Origin of the sequence: Kitasatospora sp. NPDC127060 (genome assembly GCF_042724935.1) — a bacterium.
Lineage (GTDB): Bacteria > Actinomycetota > Actinomycetes > Streptomycetales > Streptomycetaceae > Kitasatospora.
Genome location: NZ_JBHXEG010000068.1, coordinates 1 through 19,455, shown reverse-complemented (window position 1 = coordinate 19,455; position 19,455 = coordinate 1). Strand labels below are relative to the sequence as shown.

Below are 19,455 nucleotides of genomic sequence, written 5' to 3'. Positions count from 1 at the left end.
CCACATCACACACTCTAGCGCGAAAGTCACTTCTGGATCGCACATTTCAGCGCACATTCACTGGGTTGAGGCAGCGCGGAGACATCCGTGGACGGGAACGGTGTCCTTTGACGCGAGACCTTGACCGTTCGTCAAATGATCTTGGCGGCTGGCTGGTTTCTGTCACTTGATCTCGACCGGTGGCGGCGGAAGCAATCGATGGATGTCGTCGCGGTCAGCGAGCGCCGTCCCGCTTCCGTAATGAGCCCATTGGCCTGGTTGGATCTCCGCATGACGGATTGGTCGCAACTCAGCCATGCCTACGGTGCCGCCGAGGACATACCGGCCCTGCTGGACCGGATCGCAGCAGAGCCGAACGCCGAGCTCTGGAACGACCTGTGGTCGGCCTTGTGTCACCAAGGCAGCGTCTACTCGGCCAGCTTCGCGGCACTGCCTTGGCTGGCCGACACGGCCGGGAGCGGGAATCGGGAACAGGCGGTCAATGCCCTGGTCCTGGCGGGCGCGATCGTGGCCCGCGCCAGTCAGCGGCACGGGACCGGCGACGTCCGATCAGAGCATGCGGCGGAGATCGCGACACTGCTGAGGAGTGTGGATCAGTACCGTCGGGCCGCTTCGGACCGCACGGAGTACATCCACCTCATGGAAGCCATGCTGGGCTTCGAAGGTGTCGTGGGCTGGAGTGAAAACCTCGCCTGGGGGCTCGGGAGCGAGGAGTACGACGTCTCATGCCCAGGCTGCGAGGCGAGCTTGTTCATCGCCTTCGGCGAACGCGGCTTCTTCTCCACCAGCGACGACTATGCGGTCGCGGACGGCGACATCGAGACGAGAGCCCTGCGCCCCGCAGCTCCCACAGACCTGGACGGCATCGGCCGACGACTCCATGACCTCGCACTCGCCGAGGGGCAGCGCGAGGTCGCATACGCGCTGACTCACGTCTTCGGCCATGCGACCTGTCCCGACTGCGCGACCGACTTCTCGATCGCCGACCAAGTCAGCGCCGATTGGTGAGCAATCCCGCGCCGGCAGTCGAGATCGTTTGGCAAACGGTCAAGATCACCTGTCACAGGACAAACGGCTTGCCACCAGGGCCCGAAGCGGGAAGTAGGAACGTGCCGTCATGACTTGCGGCTCTTCGCCAGGCTGGGGTCATGGCTTCCGGGATCTTCCGTGTGTCCCCTCTCGCCGGGGAGACGACCTTCTCGCTTCTTGGCCGGGTCGCCCCCCGCTACGGCCTGGACGACGCCGCTGTGCTGACGCACTGGCAGCGGCGCGGCCACCGTCCGCGGCACGAGAGCGGTGCGCAGCGGGCGGACGCCGAGATGCTGCTGGACGGGGCAGGGCGGCGGATACTGGCCGGGCCGTGCGGGGTCGGCGAGGAGGTACTGGGGCGGGCGTTGCCGGCGTGGGGGCTGGCCGACGAAAAGCTGACCGCACGGGCGGGCGGGAACGGGGCGCAGGCGGCATGGCGGGTGGGCGGTGCGGTGGTGGGGCCGGTGGCGTTCGGGTGTCGGTCGTGCGCGGCGCGGGATCCGCCGCGCCGCCGCCGGCCACGCCACCCGCACCGAACAAGCCCTCCTCACCCGCGCCCAACCCGCCCGCATCCCCCACCCCACCGGTGCTGGCGACGACACGGCGCCCCCGGGACAGCCGGCACGGGGAGACCGCACGGGCACACCACAGCGGCGGGCCGCGGCCGGACGAACCACGCACCGCCTCGACACCGAGAGCAGCCCGCACGGGCGTGGCGGGGACACGGACGGCTGGGAGGACACCGAGAGCCTGGATGGCCTGGACACCGAACCCGACACCGGCGCCCGACGACCACGACCACGGCGACGGCGACGGCGACGGCGACGGCGACGGCGACGGCGACGGCTGGAACGACGACCGCTCCCCCACCCCGCCCTACACCGGCCTCGGCCTGTGGAACGCACACCAGGAAGCCGAACGATGGTGAACACCCACCACCACACCCCCAGGCCAGGCGGCAACCGACGACGCTCCCTCCCCCGGACCGAACCGGCGGCAGCGGCCCCGGCATGCCGAAGGCGGGCGCAGCAGGGCCGTGCCGAGGTGCTGCGCGGCTGTACCGGGGCCTTGCGGCGCTGCCAGTCCCGGCTTCATGGGGTCGCCGGGTACCCGGCGACCGGTCAGGGCCCGCACAGGGCGTACCGGCCCGCTGGTACCGCGGGAAAGGAGCGCAGGCGGTGAACAGTGCCAGCACGAACGTCCCGGCGACCACGGACGCCGCAGTGGGGCCAGCGCCGTACGCGGTCGACACCTGGCACGGCTTCCAGACCTTCGCCACCACCCCCGCCCCCACACCACCCAGGCCCGGAGACCCGGAACGCAGCATCGAGGAGCGCCTGGCCTACCACTCCGCGTTCGTCACCGTCCGCACCCCCGCCATCGACACCCTCGCCCTCAGCGTGCGCCGCCTGATGCTGCTCGGACGCCACCAGCGCACCACCGCCCGCCCCAGCCTGATCCTCACCGGGCCCGCCGCCACCGGGAAGACCACCGCCCTGCTCGAAGTCGGCCGCACCTGCCACCTCGCCCACAGGCGACACCCCGCCTCGCTCGGGAACGGGCAGCCGGCCGTGCCCGTCGCCTACGTCCTCGTCCCCCCAGGAGCGAGCGCCAAGACCCTCACCGCGGGCTTCGCCCGCTACCTCGGCATCCCCGTCACCGCGCGCACCACCCAGGCCCAGCTCATGCAAGCCGTCTGCCACACCTACAACACCGCCGGCGTGCGCTTGGTCCTGATCGACGAGATCCACCGCCTCAACCCCCGCACCACCACCGGCGCCGAAGCCGCCGACCTGTTGAAAGACCTCACCGAACAGATCGGCGCGACCTTCGTCTACGCCGGCATCGACGTCACCGCCACGGCCCTGTTCAGCGGGGTCCGCGGAGCCCAACTCGCCGCCCGCGCCAGCCTCGTCGAAACCGGCGCCCTACCCGCCCGCCTCGGCGCCCGACGCCCCTTCACCGACCTCGTCACCGACATGGAAACAGCCCTCGACCTCCGGCGGCACCGGCCCGGCACCCTGTCCCGCCACGCCCCCTACCTCCACCAACGCACCGCCGGGCGTATCGGCAGCCTCGCCCGCCTCATCCGCGAAGCCGCCCTCACCGCGATCCTCGACGGCACCGAACGCATCACCAAAACCACCCTCGACGCGGTGCGCTTGGACCACCTCGCCGAAACCCACCCCATACCCCGCCCCCGCGGACGGACCCGATGAAGGCGGAGACACCAGCCACCGAGACCGGCTGAGAACCCCTCAGAAACAGCGAGAACGCGGCCCGGCGCCATCGCCCCCGTACCCGAGATGAGCCGAGAACACCCGGAGATCAATGAGAACAGCCCACCAGCGGGCCCCCGGACAGCCCCCACGACACCCCACCTGACCAGGCAAAACAGCCCTGATCAGCCAAAACGTGGAAGCAGCCTTCAGAAGCCGTTGTCGTACCGATCTTGGTGGACACGGGTTCGACGGAAGGAACTCGGTCGGGCGATCTTGCCGCCCGCGGGGCATGAAGACAGGGCCTCTGGTGCAGCTCGGGGTTGTCGAGACCTTGAGCACGCCAGGAGGCCCTGTTGTCGCTGTTGTATGCCCTCGCGCCGGCCGGCTCCAACTCCGCGGCCCGTACGTGTGATTGCCTCGCTCACCGGTTCGGGAACGCCGGAGACCGGCCGTACGGGCGTCCGAGGTACCCGTCAGACATGAGCGACGCGGAGTGGGCGGTCGTGCGTGACGCGATGCCCGTCCCGGCCTGGATGGAAGGCCGGGGCGGGCAGCCGGAGGGCTACTGCCACCGTCAGATGGTTGACGCAGTGCGCTACTTGGTCGCGGGCGGTATCGCGTGGAGGGCGGTGCCCGCGGACTTCCCCGCGTGGGACCGCGTCTATGCCTTCTTCCGGCGCTGGCGGGACTGCGGCCACCGGCGATGCGAAGCACTTGTTCAATCTTCTGCTTGCGTGCTTCGCCCGCCTGCGGTGGCAGCCCGATGCTTCGGGCGGCCTTGGTCTCGTTGATGGATTCCTGTACGACCATGCCAGCGCAGCGAGCGAGGCGCTGGTTGAGGGAGATGCTGGGGTCGAGCAGGTAATGGGTGAGCGTGGCGCCTTCGAGGACAACACGGGCCAGGGTGAGCGGGGACCAGATCGGTGGGGGCTGCATGGTGAGGTCGTGCTCGAGGGCACGGATGTGGTCGATGGCATGCTCCCAGGTCACGCCGCCGCCGTCGAGGATCAGTCCGTGCATGTTCTGACGGCAGCGCGGGCACGGCCGTCCTTCGGGGTCACAGAACGTAGGACTCCATGATCGCGTAGGGCCGTGCCCGTTGCTGCCCGCCCCAACCCTCCAGCGCCCATCGCCAGTCGGTCCTATTCCGGGGGCGTCGTATTCTCGGTCGGCGACCCGCCCCTTGGGTCAGCCTGCGGTCGGGCTCGCTCTGATTGCGGTGAACGTCTCGGGCCCGGGTGGTCTCTCCGGTTAGTCGGCGCCAACAGCGGGCAGGAGCAGGAGCTTCCCGCGGGCGCGCCCGGTCAGGCTGATCTCAAGGGCCTTGCGCCAGTCCGCGAGGGGGAAGGTTCCGGCGACCGGCACGGTGAACCTGCCTTCGGCGGCCAGTTGGGCGAACTCGGGGAAGACGCCGAAGAGTTCGTCGTCGGTCCGCTTCGCGGGGTCTTCGTGAAAGGTGTCGCGTACCCCGATCTCCGGTGCTGCGGCCAGGTCGGAGCAGGTCAGCACACGCTTGGGGTCGCCGCCGACGATCTCGACGAGTTCGGGCAGGGCGCCGCCCGGCGGCGCGGTGTCGAAGACGAGCTCGACCTGGCCGACGCCGAGGGCCTTGACCCGCTCGGCCAGGCCTTCGCCGTAGCCGACCACCGTGGCTCCCAGGTCGCGCAACTGCTCGGCGTAGGTCTCCCCGGCCGTGCAGATCACCCGCGCCCCGCGGACGAGGGCGATCTGCACGGCTGCGTAGCCGATGGTGGTTCCGGCACCGTTGACCAGGATCGTGCGGTCCGCGGCCAGGCCGAGTCGCGCGAGGTGCCAGGATGCGGTGCTCAGCGCCATCGGGAGTGCGGCGGCCCGGGTGAGGTCCAGGCCCTCGGGCACGGCGAACCAGTGGTCCAGCACGGCGCGGTCCGCCGCGCCGGCGCTCGGCTGGCCGGCGAAGTCGGCGGTGCCGAACACGCGGTCGCCGACGGCCACGTCCGTGACGCCCGCGCCGACGGCCTCGACGGTGCCCGAGACGTCGCAGCCGATGCCGCGCGGCAGGCTCCCGGGGAAGAGACCGCGGCACAGCGCCCAGTCGGCTGGGGCCAGTCCGCACGCGCGAACGGCGACACGGATGCGACCGGGTCCGGGTTCGGGCACGGGGACGGTCTCCAGGCGCAGGACGTCGGCGGGCTCGCCGTTCTCGTGGAAGCGCACCGTGCGCATGGTGCCCGGCGCGGAAGCGGGTTCGGCCATGAGGTCTCCTCCAGGGTTAATCGGAACGCGTTCCATTTATCTCGGGCATAGAATACCCCCAGGACCGACTCAAATGGAACGTGATCCGCTTAGACATGGCCAGCGAACCATCACCCGCAGCCCACCAGCAGTTGCGCGCCGACGCCGCGCGCAACCGCGAGACCGTGCTCGCGGCGGCCACCCGCGCCTTCGCCACCTCCGACACCGAGCCCTCGATGCGCGCGATCGCCCGACAGGCGGGCGTTGGCGTCGCCACCCTCTTCCGCCACTTCCCGACCCGGGAAGCGCTCGTCGACGCCGTCTATCAGGACCAGGTCGTTCGACTGACGGCCGGGGCAAGCGAGTTGCTCGCCAGCCACCCGCCCGCGCAGGCGCTGCGCCTGTGGATGGACCTGTTCGCGGAATGGCAGGCCACCAAGCACGGCATGACCGACACCCTGCTCTCCATGATCGATTCCGGCGAAATCTCCCTCGCTCACACTCGACAGGAGCTCCTGTCGGCCATCACCACGATCCTCGACGCCGGCGCCACCGCTGGGGACATCCGCGCCGATGCTCGCGCCGACGACGTCTCCGCCAGCATCCTCGGTATGCTCGCCGTCGCCGCCAAGTCCGGAGAACCCGCGCAGGCCCGACGCCTGCTCGACCTGCTCATGGACGGCCTCAGACCGCGCTGAGTTGGCGCCAGGCGCCCCACCGCCCACCGCCTCAAGTGATCCATTTGCCGGTCGGTCTTGTCGGGGACGCTGTCGAGCGGATTGTCGGAGGCGGCCAGGAGGCAGCCCTGACCGCGATGTTCAGCTGGCGCCGTCACCGCGTGGGCGAGCGAGCGTTGCTGGCGGCAAGCGTAGGGACCCCGACCACGCCGCCCCGCCTGGCACTCAGCTTCGTAGGCATCCGGCCAGTTCTTTCGGGCGCTACAGGGCCTTCATCACCGGGACGCCGTCGACGCACACCGTGACGTCCTTCGGTGCTCGGCGCAGGATCTGCAGGACGTCGGGGGGCATCGCTCCGGGCCAGGTGACGGAGACGGCTTGCTGGTTCTCGTCGACGGTGACGGACGGGGCTGGGCCGGGCTGTTGGTGTTCGCGGGCGAGCTGGCGGACGAAGTCGGCGAAGGACTCCGCGGGGGGCGGGTCGGGGAGGGTGAGCGGCTCGTGGGGGTTGTGGACGACGATCTGGCCGGGGAAGGCTTCGCCGAAGAGCTGTTGGGCTCTGGCCTGGTCGCCGATGGCCCCGGCGCGTACCCGGCGGTCGGGCATCTGGTCGACCATGTAGACGGTGAAGCCGTCGCCCTGGACGGTGCGGGCGTAGCGGTCGGCGTCGGGGTGTGTGCGGTTGCCGTGTTCGATGCCGGGGTCGAGGTGGCAGGTGTGGAGGGTGACGTGGCGTCCGGTGGCGTTGTGGAGTTCGCGGCGGGCGGTGGGCTGGTCGCCGATGACGTCGGCGTCGAGTCCGTCGGCGGTGAGGCCGATGTTGCAGACGTGGTAGATGTTGAGCAATTGTCAAGACCTGTGGATGAGGCGGCTGTCACGGTGCCGTGGGGTGGTGGGGTGGAGGGAAGATGACTTGAGTCTCCAGTGGGGGGAGACACGAGGGTGGGGGCATGGACGGCGACGGACTCTTCACGATCGGGGCTCTGGCCCGTAGGACCGGGCTGACGGTCAAGACCATACGGTTCTACTCCGACACCGGGATCGTGCCGTCGACCGACCGAAGCCCGGCTGGCTACCGGCTCTACGACATCACCGCGCTGGCACGTCTGGATCTGGTTCGCACTCTTCGCGACCTGGGCCTGGAACTCGCTGTCATCCGGCAGGTGCTGGACCGGGAGATCTCGGTGCCCGAAGTCGCGGCGGCCCACGCCGACGCACTGGAGGTGCAGATCCGCACCCTTCGCCTGCGACGCGCGGTGCTGCGGGCGGTGGCCAAACGGGGCTCTACTCCCAAGGAGATGGACCTCATGCACAAGCTCGCCAAACTCTCCGACGACGAACGCCGACGCCTCGTCAACGACTTCATCGACGACACCTTCGGCGGTCTCCAAGCCAACCCCGACTTCGTGGCCCTGATGCGCTCCGCCATGCCCGAACTGCCCGACGACCCCGAACCCGAGCAGGCCGACGCCTGGGTCGAACTCGCCGAACTCACCCAGGACCCGGCCTTCCGCGCCTCCGTGCGACGGATGGCCGAGCACCAGGCCAACGAGCGCGCCCAGGGCGACACCACCGGCCTGCACCAGGAGCTCACCGAAGCCGTCCGCGACCGGGTCGGCCACGCCCTCGACGCCGGCATCGCCCCGGCCTCCGCCGAGGCCGTACCCATCGTCGCCGACCTGACCGCCCGCTATGCCCAAGCCTTCGACCGTGCGGACGACGGCCACCTGCGCGGATGGTTGCTGACACGCCTGGAGACGGCCAACGACCCTCGCGCGGAACGCTACTGGCACCTCCTTGCCGTGATCAACGCATGGCCCATCCCGCCGAGCCTGGCGCCCGTGTTCGCCTGGCTCATCGCGGCCCTGCGCGCCGGGACCAGCAGCAGCCCCACCACCGCGTAACCCCCTTGCCCGGCCCCCGCAGCCACTGATCAGGCTGCGAGGGCCTCGGCACGCTCGACGAGCAGGCCGCGTCCAAAGCAGGCGCCAGCGCGGACCAGCGCGACCAGGTGGGCGCCGTTGACGGCACGCCAGCGGGCTTGGGCGGACTCGACCAGCTTGAACACCATCGCAAGTCCAGCGGCGCGGGACCCGGCGCCCTTGGTGACCTTGGTGACCTTGGTCCGAAGCCTCACGGTGGCGAACGTCGACTCGATCGGATTCGTCGTGCGCAGGTAGATCCAGTGCCCCGCAGGATAGTCGTAGAACGCCAGCAGTTCGTCCTGATCGCCAGTGACCTTGGCGACCGCCTTGGGGAACTTGGCCTGGTAGAGCTTGGTAAACACCACGACGGCCTGCTCGGCGTGCTCTCGGTCCTCGGCGTTGTAGATGTCCTGCAGGGCCTTCTTCGCCGCGGGCTGCGCGGACTTCGGCATGGAGTCGAGGATGTTGGCAGTCTTGTGGACCCAGCACCTCTGCTCGCGAGTTTCGGGGAAGACCTCGCGCAGGGCCTTCCAGAACCCGAGCGCGCCGTCGCCGAGGGCCAGAAACGAATGGTGCTGCGACGTTGTCGGCCGGGACAGCGGCCGCGGCGTCCTGGCGGCGCTGGTGGGCGGCGGGAAAGGCGTCCTTGGCCCAGGCGTCCTGTTCCTTGACCTTCGCGGCGCCGGCCTCCAGCAGGCGGCGACGGGTAGGTGCCGCCCCCGATACGGGTGTCAGAGCGCGCTGAATCCGCTCTGCCCCGGTCGGCGGCAGCCAGTGATGGCCGTCAGGGGGATTCCTCCGATGAAATCCATTTCCTGGGTGGGGCCGACGGGACCGATGACGGCCGCGGTCGCGGTCTCCAGGGACGTGCTGTTGGCGTAGACCGTCGGCTTGGTCAGGATCTTGCTCCGCGCGGGCGGCGCGGCGAATCTGTGCCAGCCGCTGACCTGGATCTGGTAGATGTGCCGGTCGTTGCTGGCGTACCCGCCGCAGTCCTCGTCCAGCGCCGTGGAGACCAAGGTCGGCTTGGGACTGCTGACATGGGCCCGGGTGTAGGCGATCGGGTCCTCGAGGAACATCGCGAGTTCGGTCGCGACGGACGTGTTGGTGCGGGACCTCATCCCGTTCGCCTTCCGGATGACCTCGGGGGAGCGCCCATCGGCTCGGAAGAAGACCAGACTGGCCGATTCAGCGAGCGTGTACCCGTGCGCGGGGGTGTCGGGCTGCGCCTGCGCGGGTTCTGCGGTGGCCGACGTCTGCCCGGCCGAGTTGGTCTGGTCGGCGCCGGAGGTCCGCGCGGCCCCGACGCTCGTCAGGTTGCCGGGCTTTTTCGGTACGGGCGGCGGCTTCCTCTTCCCGTCGGAGGACGCGGTCTGTACGGCGACCGAGCCTGCGCGGCGGAGCATCCGGACGACCGCGTCGTTGCCCGCGGCGGCCTGTAGGCCGAGCAGGCCATGCCGCACGGGCGGGGCGGATGTGGGCCGACGGGCAGGGATACGCCTGTTGCCCGCCACGGTGTGGGAGCCCGCCTTTTCGTGATCGTGCACAGGAGCCCCTCTTCTGGTGTGAGTCCGTCAACTTCCTTGGCTACATGGCGGGGAGCCGCTGGCGCAAGGTATGGGCGGGCAGCATACGGTGACCGAACGGACACATCCGACACCGCGATGACCCGCGCGGGGCCGACCTGTCCTCGGCAGGAGGAGAACGGCCCCGGGTCCCGCTCCGCGGCTTCCCGCGCCCGGCGGGCCCGATCCGCCTCCGCCCGCTCGACGGCCAGCAGCTCGTCGCCGTCCGGGTCGTCGAGCGCGTCGGTGAGGGTGTGCCAGCCGCGGCGGCCGAACCGGTGCCACACCGGGGCGGCCACGCCGTAGCGGCACAGCAGCGGCGGGGTGGTGGCCACGACCGGCAGCGCTCGGTGGTGGTCGCGGGCGTGGACGGCGTCGCCGCCGTACGCGGAGGCGTGCCAGATGTCCTCGGAGGCGGGCCGACCGGGTAGTTCAGAACGAGGGTCGGTCGTACCAGCTCCGCCCGGTCTCGATCTCGAGCGGCCGCGATGAGGTCACAGACCGTTCAGGTGCTCGCGGAAGACCGTCTCGAGTCCGGTGACGGTGTCGTCGGTCAGGATCTCGTCGGGCAGTCCTGCCTCCATGCCGGCCCTGGTGTTGAAGTCGATCCGGCCGTTCGCGGGCACGAGGTCGCGGATCAGCCAGGCCACGAAGTCGGCCGCGGCGCCGGCGGTTGCGTTGCGCAGGGACAGGCCCTCGTCGCCGGCGGCGCCGGATCCGATGCCCTCGTAGGTCGTCCCGGCAGCGGTGGTGAAGTCGAACCACCAGTCGTTCTCGTCAGTCGGTCCGTAGGCCCCGCCATCGGCCTTGGTGTGCACGCACGCCTGCTCTCCTTCCCGTCGCCGGAGCGCCTGGGCGAAGGTGTCCAGGGCCAGGTTCCAGGTGGTGCCGGAAGCGGGGGTGAAGATGAACAGGGTGCTGGTCTCAGAGAACTCGGGAAGGGGCTGGGAGGTCATGGCTGGTCGTCGTCCTGGCCAGGCTCGCACTGACGGTCGCCCGCTGCGTCATTCAGAGCCGTGTCAGCGGACGCGGCAGACTGGCTCTGGCGCGAGTTCCGTGAAACTCGCCCGCAGGTCTGGCCGATCGTCTCCACGCGCGGTTCCCTCCCCCGCCCAGTCCGGTCATCCGGCCGCCGGGTGGATCACATCATCGGCCCGGCGGCGGCTCGACGCTGGCGAACCCCCGGATGGTCGCGGAAAGTCCATGAGCCAACAGTCACGGGTCTGGGCTACGGTCTGCTGATCCCCCCTGCCTACCGAAGGCCGCCTCTGCTACTGGCAGCGCCGGGCACCAACCACAGCAACAGCCCCCTGGCCGGGCAGAAGCCCCACCGTTCGGACCACCACCGAACCGGCACTCAGTGCATCCATCCGCATACTCAACGCAAGGGCGTGTGCGCCCGGCAACCATGATGAGTGGCGGAGAGGCAGGCTTGCGGTGACGTACAGAAGGATGCCGAGGGCAGCGTCCGGGAGAGGACGCGAGAGGGCTGCCCGGACCGGGTGGGGCTGGCTGGGGGCGCTGGCCCTAACCGGGAGCGCGGTGCTGCCGCTGAGCCTGCCGGCCGCGGCGGCCTCCGCCGCGGCCGCGCCGGAGTGCCCGACCGACGGGACGACGACGGTGTGCGGGGTTCCAGGCCACTTCAGCTACACAGTGCCAGAGGCCACGGGAGCGGTCCGGTTCACGGTCATCGGAGCCGGCGGAGCCAGCGGAGTCAACGGCGGATCCAACGGGAACGTGTACCACGGCGGTGGGGGCGGCGCCGGAGCCGCGATCACCTGCACCGTCACAGGCCTGCGGGCCGGCACCGTGCTGGACGTGACCGTCCCCGCCGGAGGCCAGCTCAGCGACAACTATGAATACGCGCTCGGCGGCGAGGCCGCCTCGGTTCGCTCCACCGCCGCCGCAGTGAACATCACCGGCTCCGGCGGTGGTGGCGGTGGCAATGGCTACGCCGGCGGCCAGCCCGTCGACGGCACCGCGGGTGGTGGTAGCGGCGGCGGGACCGGCGGCAAGGGCGGTACCTCCGCGATGCCGGAAGCCACCGGCGGGGGCCCGGGCACCTCACCCACCTGCACCGCGCACGGCCCCGGCCTGACGGCCTTCCCCGACCAGGTCCCCACCAGCACCGCCGGAACCAGCGACGGCGAGCGCGGGACAATCACACCGGACAACCCCAACTGCCCCGGGGCGGGCTGGGGTGCCGGTAGCAACCCTCCTGACGACAGCGGTGGCGGCTGCGTCGTGATCGACCGTGACGTACTCGTCCCGTGCCAGACCACCGGCGACACCACAGCCTGCACCACCCCCGGTCCGGCCCAGTACACGGTGCCGGCGGGCACCACCTCCGTCGCCGTCACGGCCGTCGGCGCCGGCGGAGCCGGAGGCTCGGGCGGCAGCGGGGGCGGAGGCATTTTCGGCCAGTCCGGCGCCGACGGGCAGGGCGGGGCTGGCGGCGGCGCCGGCGCAGCGGTCACCTGCACCATTACCGGTCTGAAAGCCGGAAGCGTGCTCGAACTGGCTGTCCCCGGGCTCGGCCTTGCCCGGGACTCTCGTCAAGGCGGTCTCGGCGGCGGGGCTGCCACGGCCGTCTACAGTCCGGCTGGTGTGCGGGTGGTCGCCCCCGGCGGCGGTGGCGGCGGCGGTGGGTATACCGGGATCGGCATCATCCCCGGCACCCGCGGGACCGACGGCGGTCCGGTCGGCCAGGGCGGTGGCGCGGGCGGGGCGGGCGGAACCGCCCTCAACCAGTCCCAGGGCGGCGGTCAGGGCACCGCACCCACCTGCACGGTCGGCCCCGGCCTGACCGTCACCCGCACGGCCGACACCGGCACCGCCGGTTCGCACGGCAACGACCTCACCGCCGGCCAGGGCGGGACGCTCACTCTCCCGGCCCCCGCCACCGGCGTGTGCCCGGGCAGCGGGGCTGGCGGCGACGGCGGCGACGGCGGCAAGGGCGGCCCGGACTTCGGTGGCGGGGGCCAGCGGGGCAAGACGGGAAGCCACGGCGCGGCGGGCTGCGTCGTCATCGTCGCTTCCTAGGACCCGATCAATACCCCGGCCTGCTGTTGGTGATGGTTGAAACCGTCACGACGGCAGGCCGGGGCATGGCGGTGGATGTCGGGTCGTGGGTGGGTGTTGGCGGGTGGCCAGGCGCCGAGGCCGCGGGGCCAGGTTCTCGTCCGGGAAGGCCCAGGCGGGCCTTCGGCCGGGCTCCGGACCGGCGAGCACCTGCACATCGAACGGACTCAAGTCGTTCTCGTGGTCTCGGGCGGTGAACCCGGCCGCCGAAAGGATCGCGATCATCGCGCCAGCCATCGCGGCCTGGACGTCGCCGGACTGCCGGATCGCCGTGGTGACTCCTCGCCGCTGCCTGGCGTCCTCCATCACGTTGCGCCGCAGCTGGGGGCCGACTCTCCAGCTCACGACCACCTCGGGCTCCGCGTCGGGAAAAACGCGGTTCAGCCAGTCGATGTGGACCTCCGCTCCGACAGCCAGCTCGGGTGCCAGATCGTTCGCGACGACCGGCAGCCCGGCTGCGGCGAGCTCGTCACGGACCTGCCGGGCCAGCCCCTCGAAGGTCGCCCGCACGCCCTCGTCGCCCGTCTCCTCCATGACCGCAACCTATCCAACCGCTCCGACACGAAGGACACGACCCATGACCACGACTGCGCCGGCCCCGCACCGGCCCGACCCCGACTGGCTGCAGCGGGCGCGCTCCTGCGTTGCCTGCCGGTCGTCAGAGGTGTGACCAGTACGGGTCGTCGACGGTCGGCGGGACGACAACTTCTCCACCTCCTCGTCGGTGAGCGTCTCGCGCGGGCGCATGATCCGCGAGGTGATGCGGCGCGGGCTGGGGATGTCGGCGCGGACCGGCTCGGCCTTCCCCTCGCGGAGCTTGGCCAGGTGGCGACGCACGACCTGGATGCTGCCGGTGCGGCCTCGCTCTCCCGGATCTCGTGGAACAGCCGGGCGCCGCTGATGAGGATCGGCGAAATTGGGTCTGACCGGAGTTCCGTGGAACTCACGGGCGGGTGAGGATCCGGGTGCTGGGCGAGGGCGGCGTACAGCGTCGCGCCAGGCCTGCTCTTCGAGGACGGCAAGCCGCTGGACGAGTGGGGCAAGCGCCTCAAGACCGCCTGGGCCGACCTGACCAACCTCTCGAAGCTGCACGGCGACGAACGCCAGCGCACCGCCGCCTACCTCGCCTCCCGCGCGGTCCGCTCCGTGCTGCTGTTCGGCCTCCCGCACGGTGTGCGGCGCCTCTCCGCTCACGCAAAGGCACAGCCCGATGACAGGCCCGGCCGCGCCGAGGGACATGCCGACTGACCGCGCCGGTGACTGCCTGTCACGTTCGCGGCAGCGGCCAGCTGGAATGCGCACAGCGGTGGTGAGGCGGTGTCTCCGCGTGCGAGACGGGTAGGGGACGGGGACGGGCGCCGGAACGGGGAGGAATCGGTGATGTCCGAACAGCACAGGGCGGTGGCGAAATACACCTGGCACGGCCCGAGTTCGGCGGCGCCGGAGTGTCTCGTGTACTGGGTCGAGGGCGAGCTGATGCCCGACGGCGCCCGCCGCCAGGAGCCCTGGCGGTCCTTCGGTGACCGCACGGCGCACAGCGTCCAGGTGATGGTGACACCCGGGGAGGTGGACATCTGGCGTGACGCCGCCGTCGCCTACATCGCGGAGACGGAGGCTGCAGCCGACGAGCTGTGGCAGGCCATGGCGCGGTGGGCGCCTCGGCGGCGGCTGACACGCGCGCGACGGGCGCGCCGTCGGCGCAGCGCCGAGGAGGCGTACGCGGCCCGGATGGCGGCTGCCGCCGCGGCGTACCGGCCGGTGCTGGAGCAGATCGAAGCGCGGACAGCCATCGTGCGGGAGGAGGAGCGCGTTGCCCGCGAACGGGCTGCGGCCCGCGAGAAGGCCGACCGGGCCGTCCGGTACGCCGTGTTCCAGGAGTGGAGCAAGCGACGGGCCGCCGCGGTGCAGGCCGCCGATCTGCGCCTCTTGGCCTGGGAGTTCGATGCGGACGTTCTCCGCGTGATGGTGCACGATATCGCCAGCCACACACAATCTCCGCTCACTGCACGGGAGTTGGCGAAGGTCCTGGTTGTCCTCCATGGTCGCCGGTGCGGCCGGGTGGCCTGGGAGCCGGCGGCCCGCCGCCGCGTGGAGGAGACGGCGGGCGCCGGAACCTTCCCGACCTGGTGGCGGGATCTGCTGTGCGCAACGGTGAACGCCCGGGCGCGGCACGCTGCGGAGCAGGAGATCGTCGCCACGGCCGAGCGCGTCGGAGGGGCCCTTCTCGCGGCCGGGAATCCCGGCATGGAGACCTACAGCGCGGGCTCCTCGGAGTCCGTGACCGGGTGGCCGGTGGTCCTCGACTGGCCGGAGGACCTCCTGCCACCGACCGTCACCCCTCCACCGCTCCCGTGGGCGAACCCGGCGGATCGTTGGCGGCTCCGGTCGTACAACGGCCGGCCATCCGTCCGCAGAACCCTGACGCTCACAGTGGGCGGGTGGCCGCCCGATTCGGTGCGGTTCGCCGAACTCGGAACCGAGATCGTCTACCACAGCTTCACCCGGCAACGGTGGCGTACCGTCACTCCCGCGTTGTTCGCCCGCGTCCTGCTGGATGACGAGATGACCCATCGCGGCCCCGGGTATCCGAAGGAGTTCACCCTCCGCATCGCCGAACACGCCGACCCCCGCCAGTTCGTACCGTTCGTAACAGCACTCGCCGGGACGGTGACCACCGCACTACTGGACGTCGCCTGCCGCAACGACACCCCGTTATGACGTGAGGCACCGGTACCACGGGTGACCGTCGCACTCTGGACTGGTCAGCCGGTAAGGTCCGGTCGGCTCCGTCCCCGGCCTCCTCGGGACGGGCCCGGGTCGCCTTCTCGGCCCGTTGGTGTTCCAGCGCCGGCCCACCGGTCGCCAGCGTCAGGTCAACGGCCCGGCCGCATCGAGTGAGCACGTCGCGGCCAGGGCCGGGCCACCGTTCTGCACCGTTCAGGGGCTGTAGCCAGCCCAGTCCCAGCGGCATGGGTCTTGGGGCCCGGGGTCCGTAGTGTGCGCGACCGCCGGCGCCGTACTTGCCGATCTCGGTGGCGAGCGCGGCGCCGTCCGCGACCTGTTCGGCGTCCCAACCGGTGGCGGACCACCCACGATCAGGCGAAGGCGGCCCAGGTGCCCGCGGTAAGGCGCGCACGATGAGGACGGCCTTGTCGAGCTCCCAGCCGTGGTGCTGTTTGATCAGGTCGAACTGGACCCAGGCCCGGCGGCGGGAGAGGGCGTCGTGGCACTCGGTGTCGGCGAACTGGTCGCAGTGGCCGACGATGACCCGCGCGGGGTCGACGCCTTCCTTCTCCAGGAGGTCGAGCTGGGGCAGCCCGACCCGGGGCTGGGAGGCGTAGGTACTCACGGTCACGGCCCCGCACCCCGTGCAGGTCATCATCTGGGCACCCATCTCGCCGAGGTACGTCACCGGTAGCGCCCGTCCGTCGTGACAACACGGCGGAACGGCTCGCCCTGCGGGCCGCCGACGCCGGACACCCCGGGGGCCCTGACGGCGCTGGCGGGGTGGCGCCAGCGGGCCGGGGACGCCGACGGGGCGGAACGGCTGTACCGGACGAGGCCGTGGTGGTCGCTCGCGCCCTTGGGCTCGGCCAGCAGCCGGTAGTGCGAGACCCTCCCGGTCGGCGTCGAGTAGCAACTGCTGGTCCACGGCTTCCTCGTAGCGCCGTGCGCCGCTGGGGGTCATGGCACTGCTGAAGCCCTGGCCGGGGCCGCAGGCAGTCCGATGGGACGCCCGTCCTGTTCGTCAGCGGGTGTCGGTCGCCATGAACTCCCCCGTCAGCCCTGTGCGGGCCAGCGCCCTGACGATGGCGGGCCGGTCCAACGGATCGTCGTAGCAGTTGGTCTGGCCCAGCCGTTCCAGCAGCCTGTGCGGCTCCAGTCGGTACGCTTCCGCGTCGGCCAGGAGGCTGTCCGCGCTCGGCCCGTCGACTGTGCCGTCCAGATGGTTTGTAAGTTCGCCCAGTACCTCGCCGCGGTCGATGAAGGAGCTCATCCCGCAGTCCAATCCATCATCGTCAAGGTCGTCCGGGTACGGGGCCCGGGCCCACGCGCCGTTCTCGTACCAGTAGACGCAGCCGATCTCGAGCCCTTCGAGTCGGTCCCGCAGTTCTTCGTAGGGCAGCCAGTCCGGACCGCCCGCCAGCACGTCGATCGCCGGCTCGTAGCATTTGACGTCGCTCGCCTCGTCCTCACCGTAGAGCACGAACCGGCCGTCGCCTTCCTTGGACATGACCCACCAGGTACAACCGCAGTCGTCCCAATGGAGGCCCTTGTCATCGATCCACCGGCCGGTCCGATGGCGCGGCGGGCGCTCCTCATTCTCGGTAGTCGCCTCAAGGGCGGCGAGCAGCGCCCAGCGCGCCCACAGCTCCTCGGCTGGCGGAAGGTCCTCCGGAAGTCCCGGCCGGTGAACGGTCATGTGTGCCCCCGGTGTACGCGTTCGATGGTGATCACCACAACGATACGGTCTACGGCTGACATGACCATCCACGGGTCGACTGACTCCGTCGGGCATGGCGATCGACCACGGCCGACGGCAACAGCGGAAACGGCGGGATGATCAGGGCTACCGCCGGTGTCGACGAGTTAGATGCAGCGCAGCACCGCGACGACCTTGCCGAGGATGGTGGCGTTGTCGCCGTTGACGGGCTCCTACGTCGGGTTGTGGGGCATCAGCCAGATCTGGCCGTGTTCGCGCTTGAGCCGCTTGACGGTGGCTTCGCCGTCGATCATGGCGGCGATGATGTCGCCGTTTTCGGCGACCGGTTGGCGGCGCACGACGACGGTGTCCCCATCGGTGATGGCCGCCTCAATGATCTTCGTGGGATCGGTGATGCTGCGGCGCGCAAGGACCCAGTGCTTGCGGTCGGGTCGGTGAAAGGGCCGGACCTCCGCACGGGCCCAGTCGTAGATCCGCAGGCCGTGGGAGCCCTCGCCGCAGGAGCGGCGCTTCCACTTCTGTCGGGGCAGGTCGGCGACCAGGTCGTGCAGCCGGTGGTCCATGGCCCGCCGGGTGACGACGGTGTCGTGGCTGGTGGTGGCCACGACGTGGAAGACATCGGCCTGCTACAACTCGTAGCGCCAGCCATTGCTGTAGCCGTAGCCGGCATCCGCGGTCACCCATCGGAACGGGATCCGGTCGTCGATCGCACGGCGGACCATCGCCCGTGCGAGCTGGACCTTGGTGGCGAACTCGACCTCGTCGCCGATTCCTGCCGCCCGGCAGCGCTCGCGGTCGTCCGTCCAGGACTTCGGCAGGTAGAGCGCCCGGTCGATCAAGGCCCGGCCCAGCTCGCCGGAGTAGGCAAGGAAGACTCCGACCTGGCAGTTCTCGGTGCGGCCGGCGGTGCCGGAGTACTGCCGCTGGACGCCGGCCGACCGCACGCCCTTCTTCAGGAAGCCGGTGTCGTCCACGATCAGCACGCCGCCGGGATCCGCCAGGTGCTCGACGACGTACTCACGCACGTCGTCGAGCACCCCGTCGGCGTCCCAGTCGATCCGGTTCAGCAGCCGCTGGATCCGGTCTGGGCCCCCATGACCGGCCTCCTCGGCCACCGTCCACCCGTTCTTGCGTTCCAACGGCGCCAGCAGGCCCCGCATGTAGGCCAGCGCCGACTCCCTCGACTCGCTCCGCGCGAACCGGTGAGCAAACCGCTCATGCAGTCCGGCCAGCCCCGCCGACCAGCGACGAGCATCAACCTCCGGATATGTCCCCACCCATGAACGGCCTAACGAGCGAACCCAACAACCGTCACGGTAAGCACCGTTGCAGTACTAGTGGTGGCCGTGATCTCAGTAGTCGTCACCGTCATGATCGCCTGAGCAGCCTCCCTGCCCGGAGTGCCGTACCGTTTTCCCAGACCGACACCCATGCCCCCGCCAAACGCCCACACCAGCAACGCCGCTGAACCCGCCACAGCACGAGCAGGTCACGCCTTGCGGCTCCGGACCGGGTAGAGCTTCGCGTGGACCGCCCGCACCTCCCGCCACGGGTCGTCCGGGGTGGAGACCAGTGCGGCGACCTGCTCGCGCTTGGTCGGGACGGGCAGCACCAGCGGGCCCAAGTCCTTTGCAGTGCGGGCCTGTTCGCACTGCGGGCACTCAAGCCGATCCGGGCTGGCCTTCTCGATTAGCTCCAGCTCCGAGCCCTCCTTCCCGCCGATCGAGCCCCGGCACGTCCAGCACGGGCGCAGCGCGGCGTTGGCCGTGCGGGCGGCTTCCAGTTGCTCTTCGGCCTCCCGCTCCAGGCGCTCGGTGTGTTCCTGGTGGGAGGTCCAGCAGCGGCCGCCGGGACGGCGGGTCCACTCCACACGGCGGCCGTCGGGGCCGTAGTGCCAGGTGCTCTCCTCCCCGGGAACGTCGCCGCAGTCGGCGCAGGCGAGGGTGCGCATCCACTCTCGGTGCTCCTGGCGGGCCTTTTTCTCCCGGGCCGTCTGGCGCTGGTCGTAGGCGGCGCGGTTGTCCGGGTTCTCCAGCGCGTCGAGCAGAGAGTGCCGGCCGGGGCGGCCGTAACGCCACCGGACGGGGCCGAGGGGGCCGCGGGCGGCCAGCAGCTCCAGCGTGGTCGCGAGGATCGGCACAGCGTCGCTCGCCCAGCGGCCGCGCCCGCTCCCGCGCGGTCGCCGTCCGGGTTGTCCGGCACGCTGGTGAGACGCTGTGTCTGAACTCGATGGGGCTGGTCAGGCTTTGTTGCCTGGTGACCTCGTGGGAGAAGCCGTTCGGATCGGCGTCACCGTGA

General features: G+C 70.7%; 15 protein-coding genes and 3 pseudogenes. 8 read left to right on the top strand and 10 right to left on the bottom strand.

Annotated features, from left to right (window positions below; translation table 11 throughout):
* Nucleotides 1-135 precede the first annotated feature (135 nt).
* From ACFWIS_RS30185 to ACFWIS_RS30170, 4 genes are all read left to right on the top strand, one after another.
* Nucleotides 136-1,008 (top strand): hypothetical protein, encoded by an 873-nt coding sequence (locus ACFWIS_RS30185; protein ID WP_380454341.1) that lies wholly within the window; start codon nucleotides 136-138, stop codon nucleotides 1,006-1,008.
* A 775-nt stretch (nucleotides 1,009-1,783) separates the two neighbouring features.
* On the top strand, nucleotides 1,784-1,957 hold the full coding sequence (locus ACFWIS_RS30180) for a hypothetical protein (protein ID WP_380454339.1): 174 nt from the start codon (nucleotides 1,784-1,786) through the stop codon (nucleotides 1,955-1,957).
* A 295-nt stretch (nucleotides 1,958-2,252) separates the two neighbouring features.
* Entirely contained in the window at nucleotides 2,253-3,248 is a 996-nt protein-coding gene (locus tag ACFWIS_RS30175) for a TniB family NTP-binding protein (protein ID WP_380454435.1), read from the top strand.
* 482 nt (nucleotides 3,249-3,730) lie between these two features.
* Complete coding sequence (locus ACFWIS_RS30170) at nucleotides 3,731-4,042, top strand: transposase (protein WP_380454338.1); 312 nt, start codon at nucleotides 3,731-3,733, stop codon at nucleotides 4,040-4,042.
* Between the two features lie 460 nt (nucleotides 4,043-4,502).
* On the opposite strand, the gene ACFWIS_RS30165 is transcribed toward ACFWIS_RS30170, so the two are convergent.
* Nucleotides 4,503-5,456 (bottom strand): NADP-dependent oxidoreductase, encoded by a 954-nt coding sequence (locus tag ACFWIS_RS30165; protein WP_380454433.1) that lies wholly within the window; start codon nucleotides 5,454-5,456, stop codon nucleotides 4,503-4,505.
* 125 nt (nucleotides 5,457-5,581) lie between these two features.
* On the opposite strand from ACFWIS_RS30165, the gene ACFWIS_RS30160 reads away from it, so the two are divergent.
* The gene (locus ACFWIS_RS30160) at nucleotides 5,582-6,163 is read left to right on the top strand and encodes a TetR/AcrR family transcriptional regulator (RefSeq protein WP_380454336.1); all 582 of its coding nucleotides are present in this window, start codon (nucleotides 5,582-5,584) and stop codon (nucleotides 6,161-6,163) included.
* 240 nt (nucleotides 6,164-6,403) lie between these two features.
* Here ACFWIS_RS30160 and ACFWIS_RS30155 read toward each other — a convergent pair whose 3' ends face one another.
* The gene (locus ACFWIS_RS30155; protein ID WP_380454334.1) at nucleotides 6,404-6,988 is read right to left on the bottom strand and encodes a hypothetical protein; all 585 of its coding nucleotides are present in this window, start codon (nucleotides 6,986-6,988) and stop codon (nucleotides 6,404-6,406) included.
* A 104-nt stretch (nucleotides 6,989-7,092) separates the two neighbouring features.
* On the opposite strand from ACFWIS_RS30155, the gene ACFWIS_RS30150 reads away from it, so the two are divergent.
* On the top strand, nucleotides 7,093-8,046 hold the full coding sequence (locus tag ACFWIS_RS30150) for a MerR family transcriptional regulator (protein WP_380454332.1): 954 nt from the start codon (nucleotides 7,093-7,095) through the stop codon (nucleotides 8,044-8,046).
* 29 nt (nucleotides 8,047-8,075) lie between these two features.
* Here the strand turns inward: ACFWIS_RS30150 and ACFWIS_RS30145 are convergent.
* From ACFWIS_RS30145 to ACFWIS_RS30135, 3 genes and pseudogenes are all read right to left on the bottom strand, one after another.
* Nucleotides 8,076-8,630: pseudogene (locus tag ACFWIS_RS30145) on the bottom strand (transposase); the annotation flags it as partial.
* Nucleotides 8,631-8,798: 168 nt separating this feature from the next.
* The gene (locus ACFWIS_RS30140) at nucleotides 8,799-9,614 is read right to left on the bottom strand and encodes a hypothetical protein (RefSeq protein WP_380454330.1); all 816 of its coding nucleotides are present in this window, start codon (nucleotides 9,612-9,614) and stop codon (nucleotides 8,799-8,801) included.
* 512 nt (nucleotides 9,615-10,126) lie between these two features.
* Nucleotides 10,127-10,588 (bottom strand): hypothetical protein, encoded by a 462-nt coding sequence (locus tag ACFWIS_RS30135; protein WP_380454328.1) that lies wholly within the window; start codon nucleotides 10,586-10,588, stop codon nucleotides 10,127-10,129.
* Between the two features lie 781 nt (nucleotides 10,589-11,369).
* On the opposite strand from ACFWIS_RS30135, the gene ACFWIS_RS30130 reads away from it, so the two are divergent.
* Entirely contained in the window at nucleotides 11,370-12,674 is a 1,305-nt protein-coding gene (locus ACFWIS_RS30130) for a hypothetical protein (protein ID WP_380454326.1), read from the top strand.
* Nucleotides 12,675-12,719: 45 nt separating this feature from the next.
* Here ACFWIS_RS30130 and ACFWIS_RS30125 read toward each other — a convergent pair whose 3' ends face one another.
* Nucleotides 12,720-13,247 (bottom strand): hypothetical protein, encoded by a 528-nt coding sequence (locus tag ACFWIS_RS30125; protein ID WP_380454324.1) that lies wholly within the window; start codon nucleotides 13,245-13,247, stop codon nucleotides 12,720-12,722.
* Nucleotides 13,248-14,090: 843 nt separating this feature from the next.
* On the opposite strand from ACFWIS_RS30125, the gene ACFWIS_RS30120 reads away from it, so the two are divergent.
* Entirely contained in the window at nucleotides 14,091-15,431 is a 1,341-nt protein-coding gene (locus tag ACFWIS_RS30120; protein ID WP_380524052.1) for a hypothetical protein, read from the top strand.
* Between the two features lie 418 nt (nucleotides 15,432-15,849).
* Here the strand turns inward: ACFWIS_RS30120 and ACFWIS_RS30115 are convergent.
* The 4 genes and pseudogenes from ACFWIS_RS30115 to ACFWIS_RS30100 all read right to left on the bottom strand — a co-directional run.
* Nucleotides 15,850-16,092 (bottom strand): annotated as a pseudogene (locus ACFWIS_RS30115) (hypothetical protein); the annotation flags it as partial.
* Nucleotides 16,093-16,461: 369 nt separating this feature from the next.
* Nucleotides 16,462-17,136 (bottom strand): hypothetical protein, encoded by a 675-nt coding sequence (locus ACFWIS_RS30110; protein WP_380454320.1) that lies wholly within the window; start codon nucleotides 17,134-17,136, stop codon nucleotides 16,462-16,464.
* A gap of 236 nt (nucleotides 17,137-17,372) precedes the next feature.
* A pseudogene (locus ACFWIS_RS30105) lies at nucleotides 17,373-18,438 on the bottom strand (IS701 family transposase); the annotation flags it as partial.
* A gap of 208 nt (nucleotides 18,439-18,646) precedes the next feature.
* Complete coding sequence (locus ACFWIS_RS30100) at nucleotides 18,647-19,297, bottom strand: hypothetical protein (protein WP_380454318.1); 651 nt, start codon at nucleotides 19,295-19,297, stop codon at nucleotides 18,647-18,649.
* Nucleotides 19,298-19,455 lie beyond the last annotated feature (158 nt).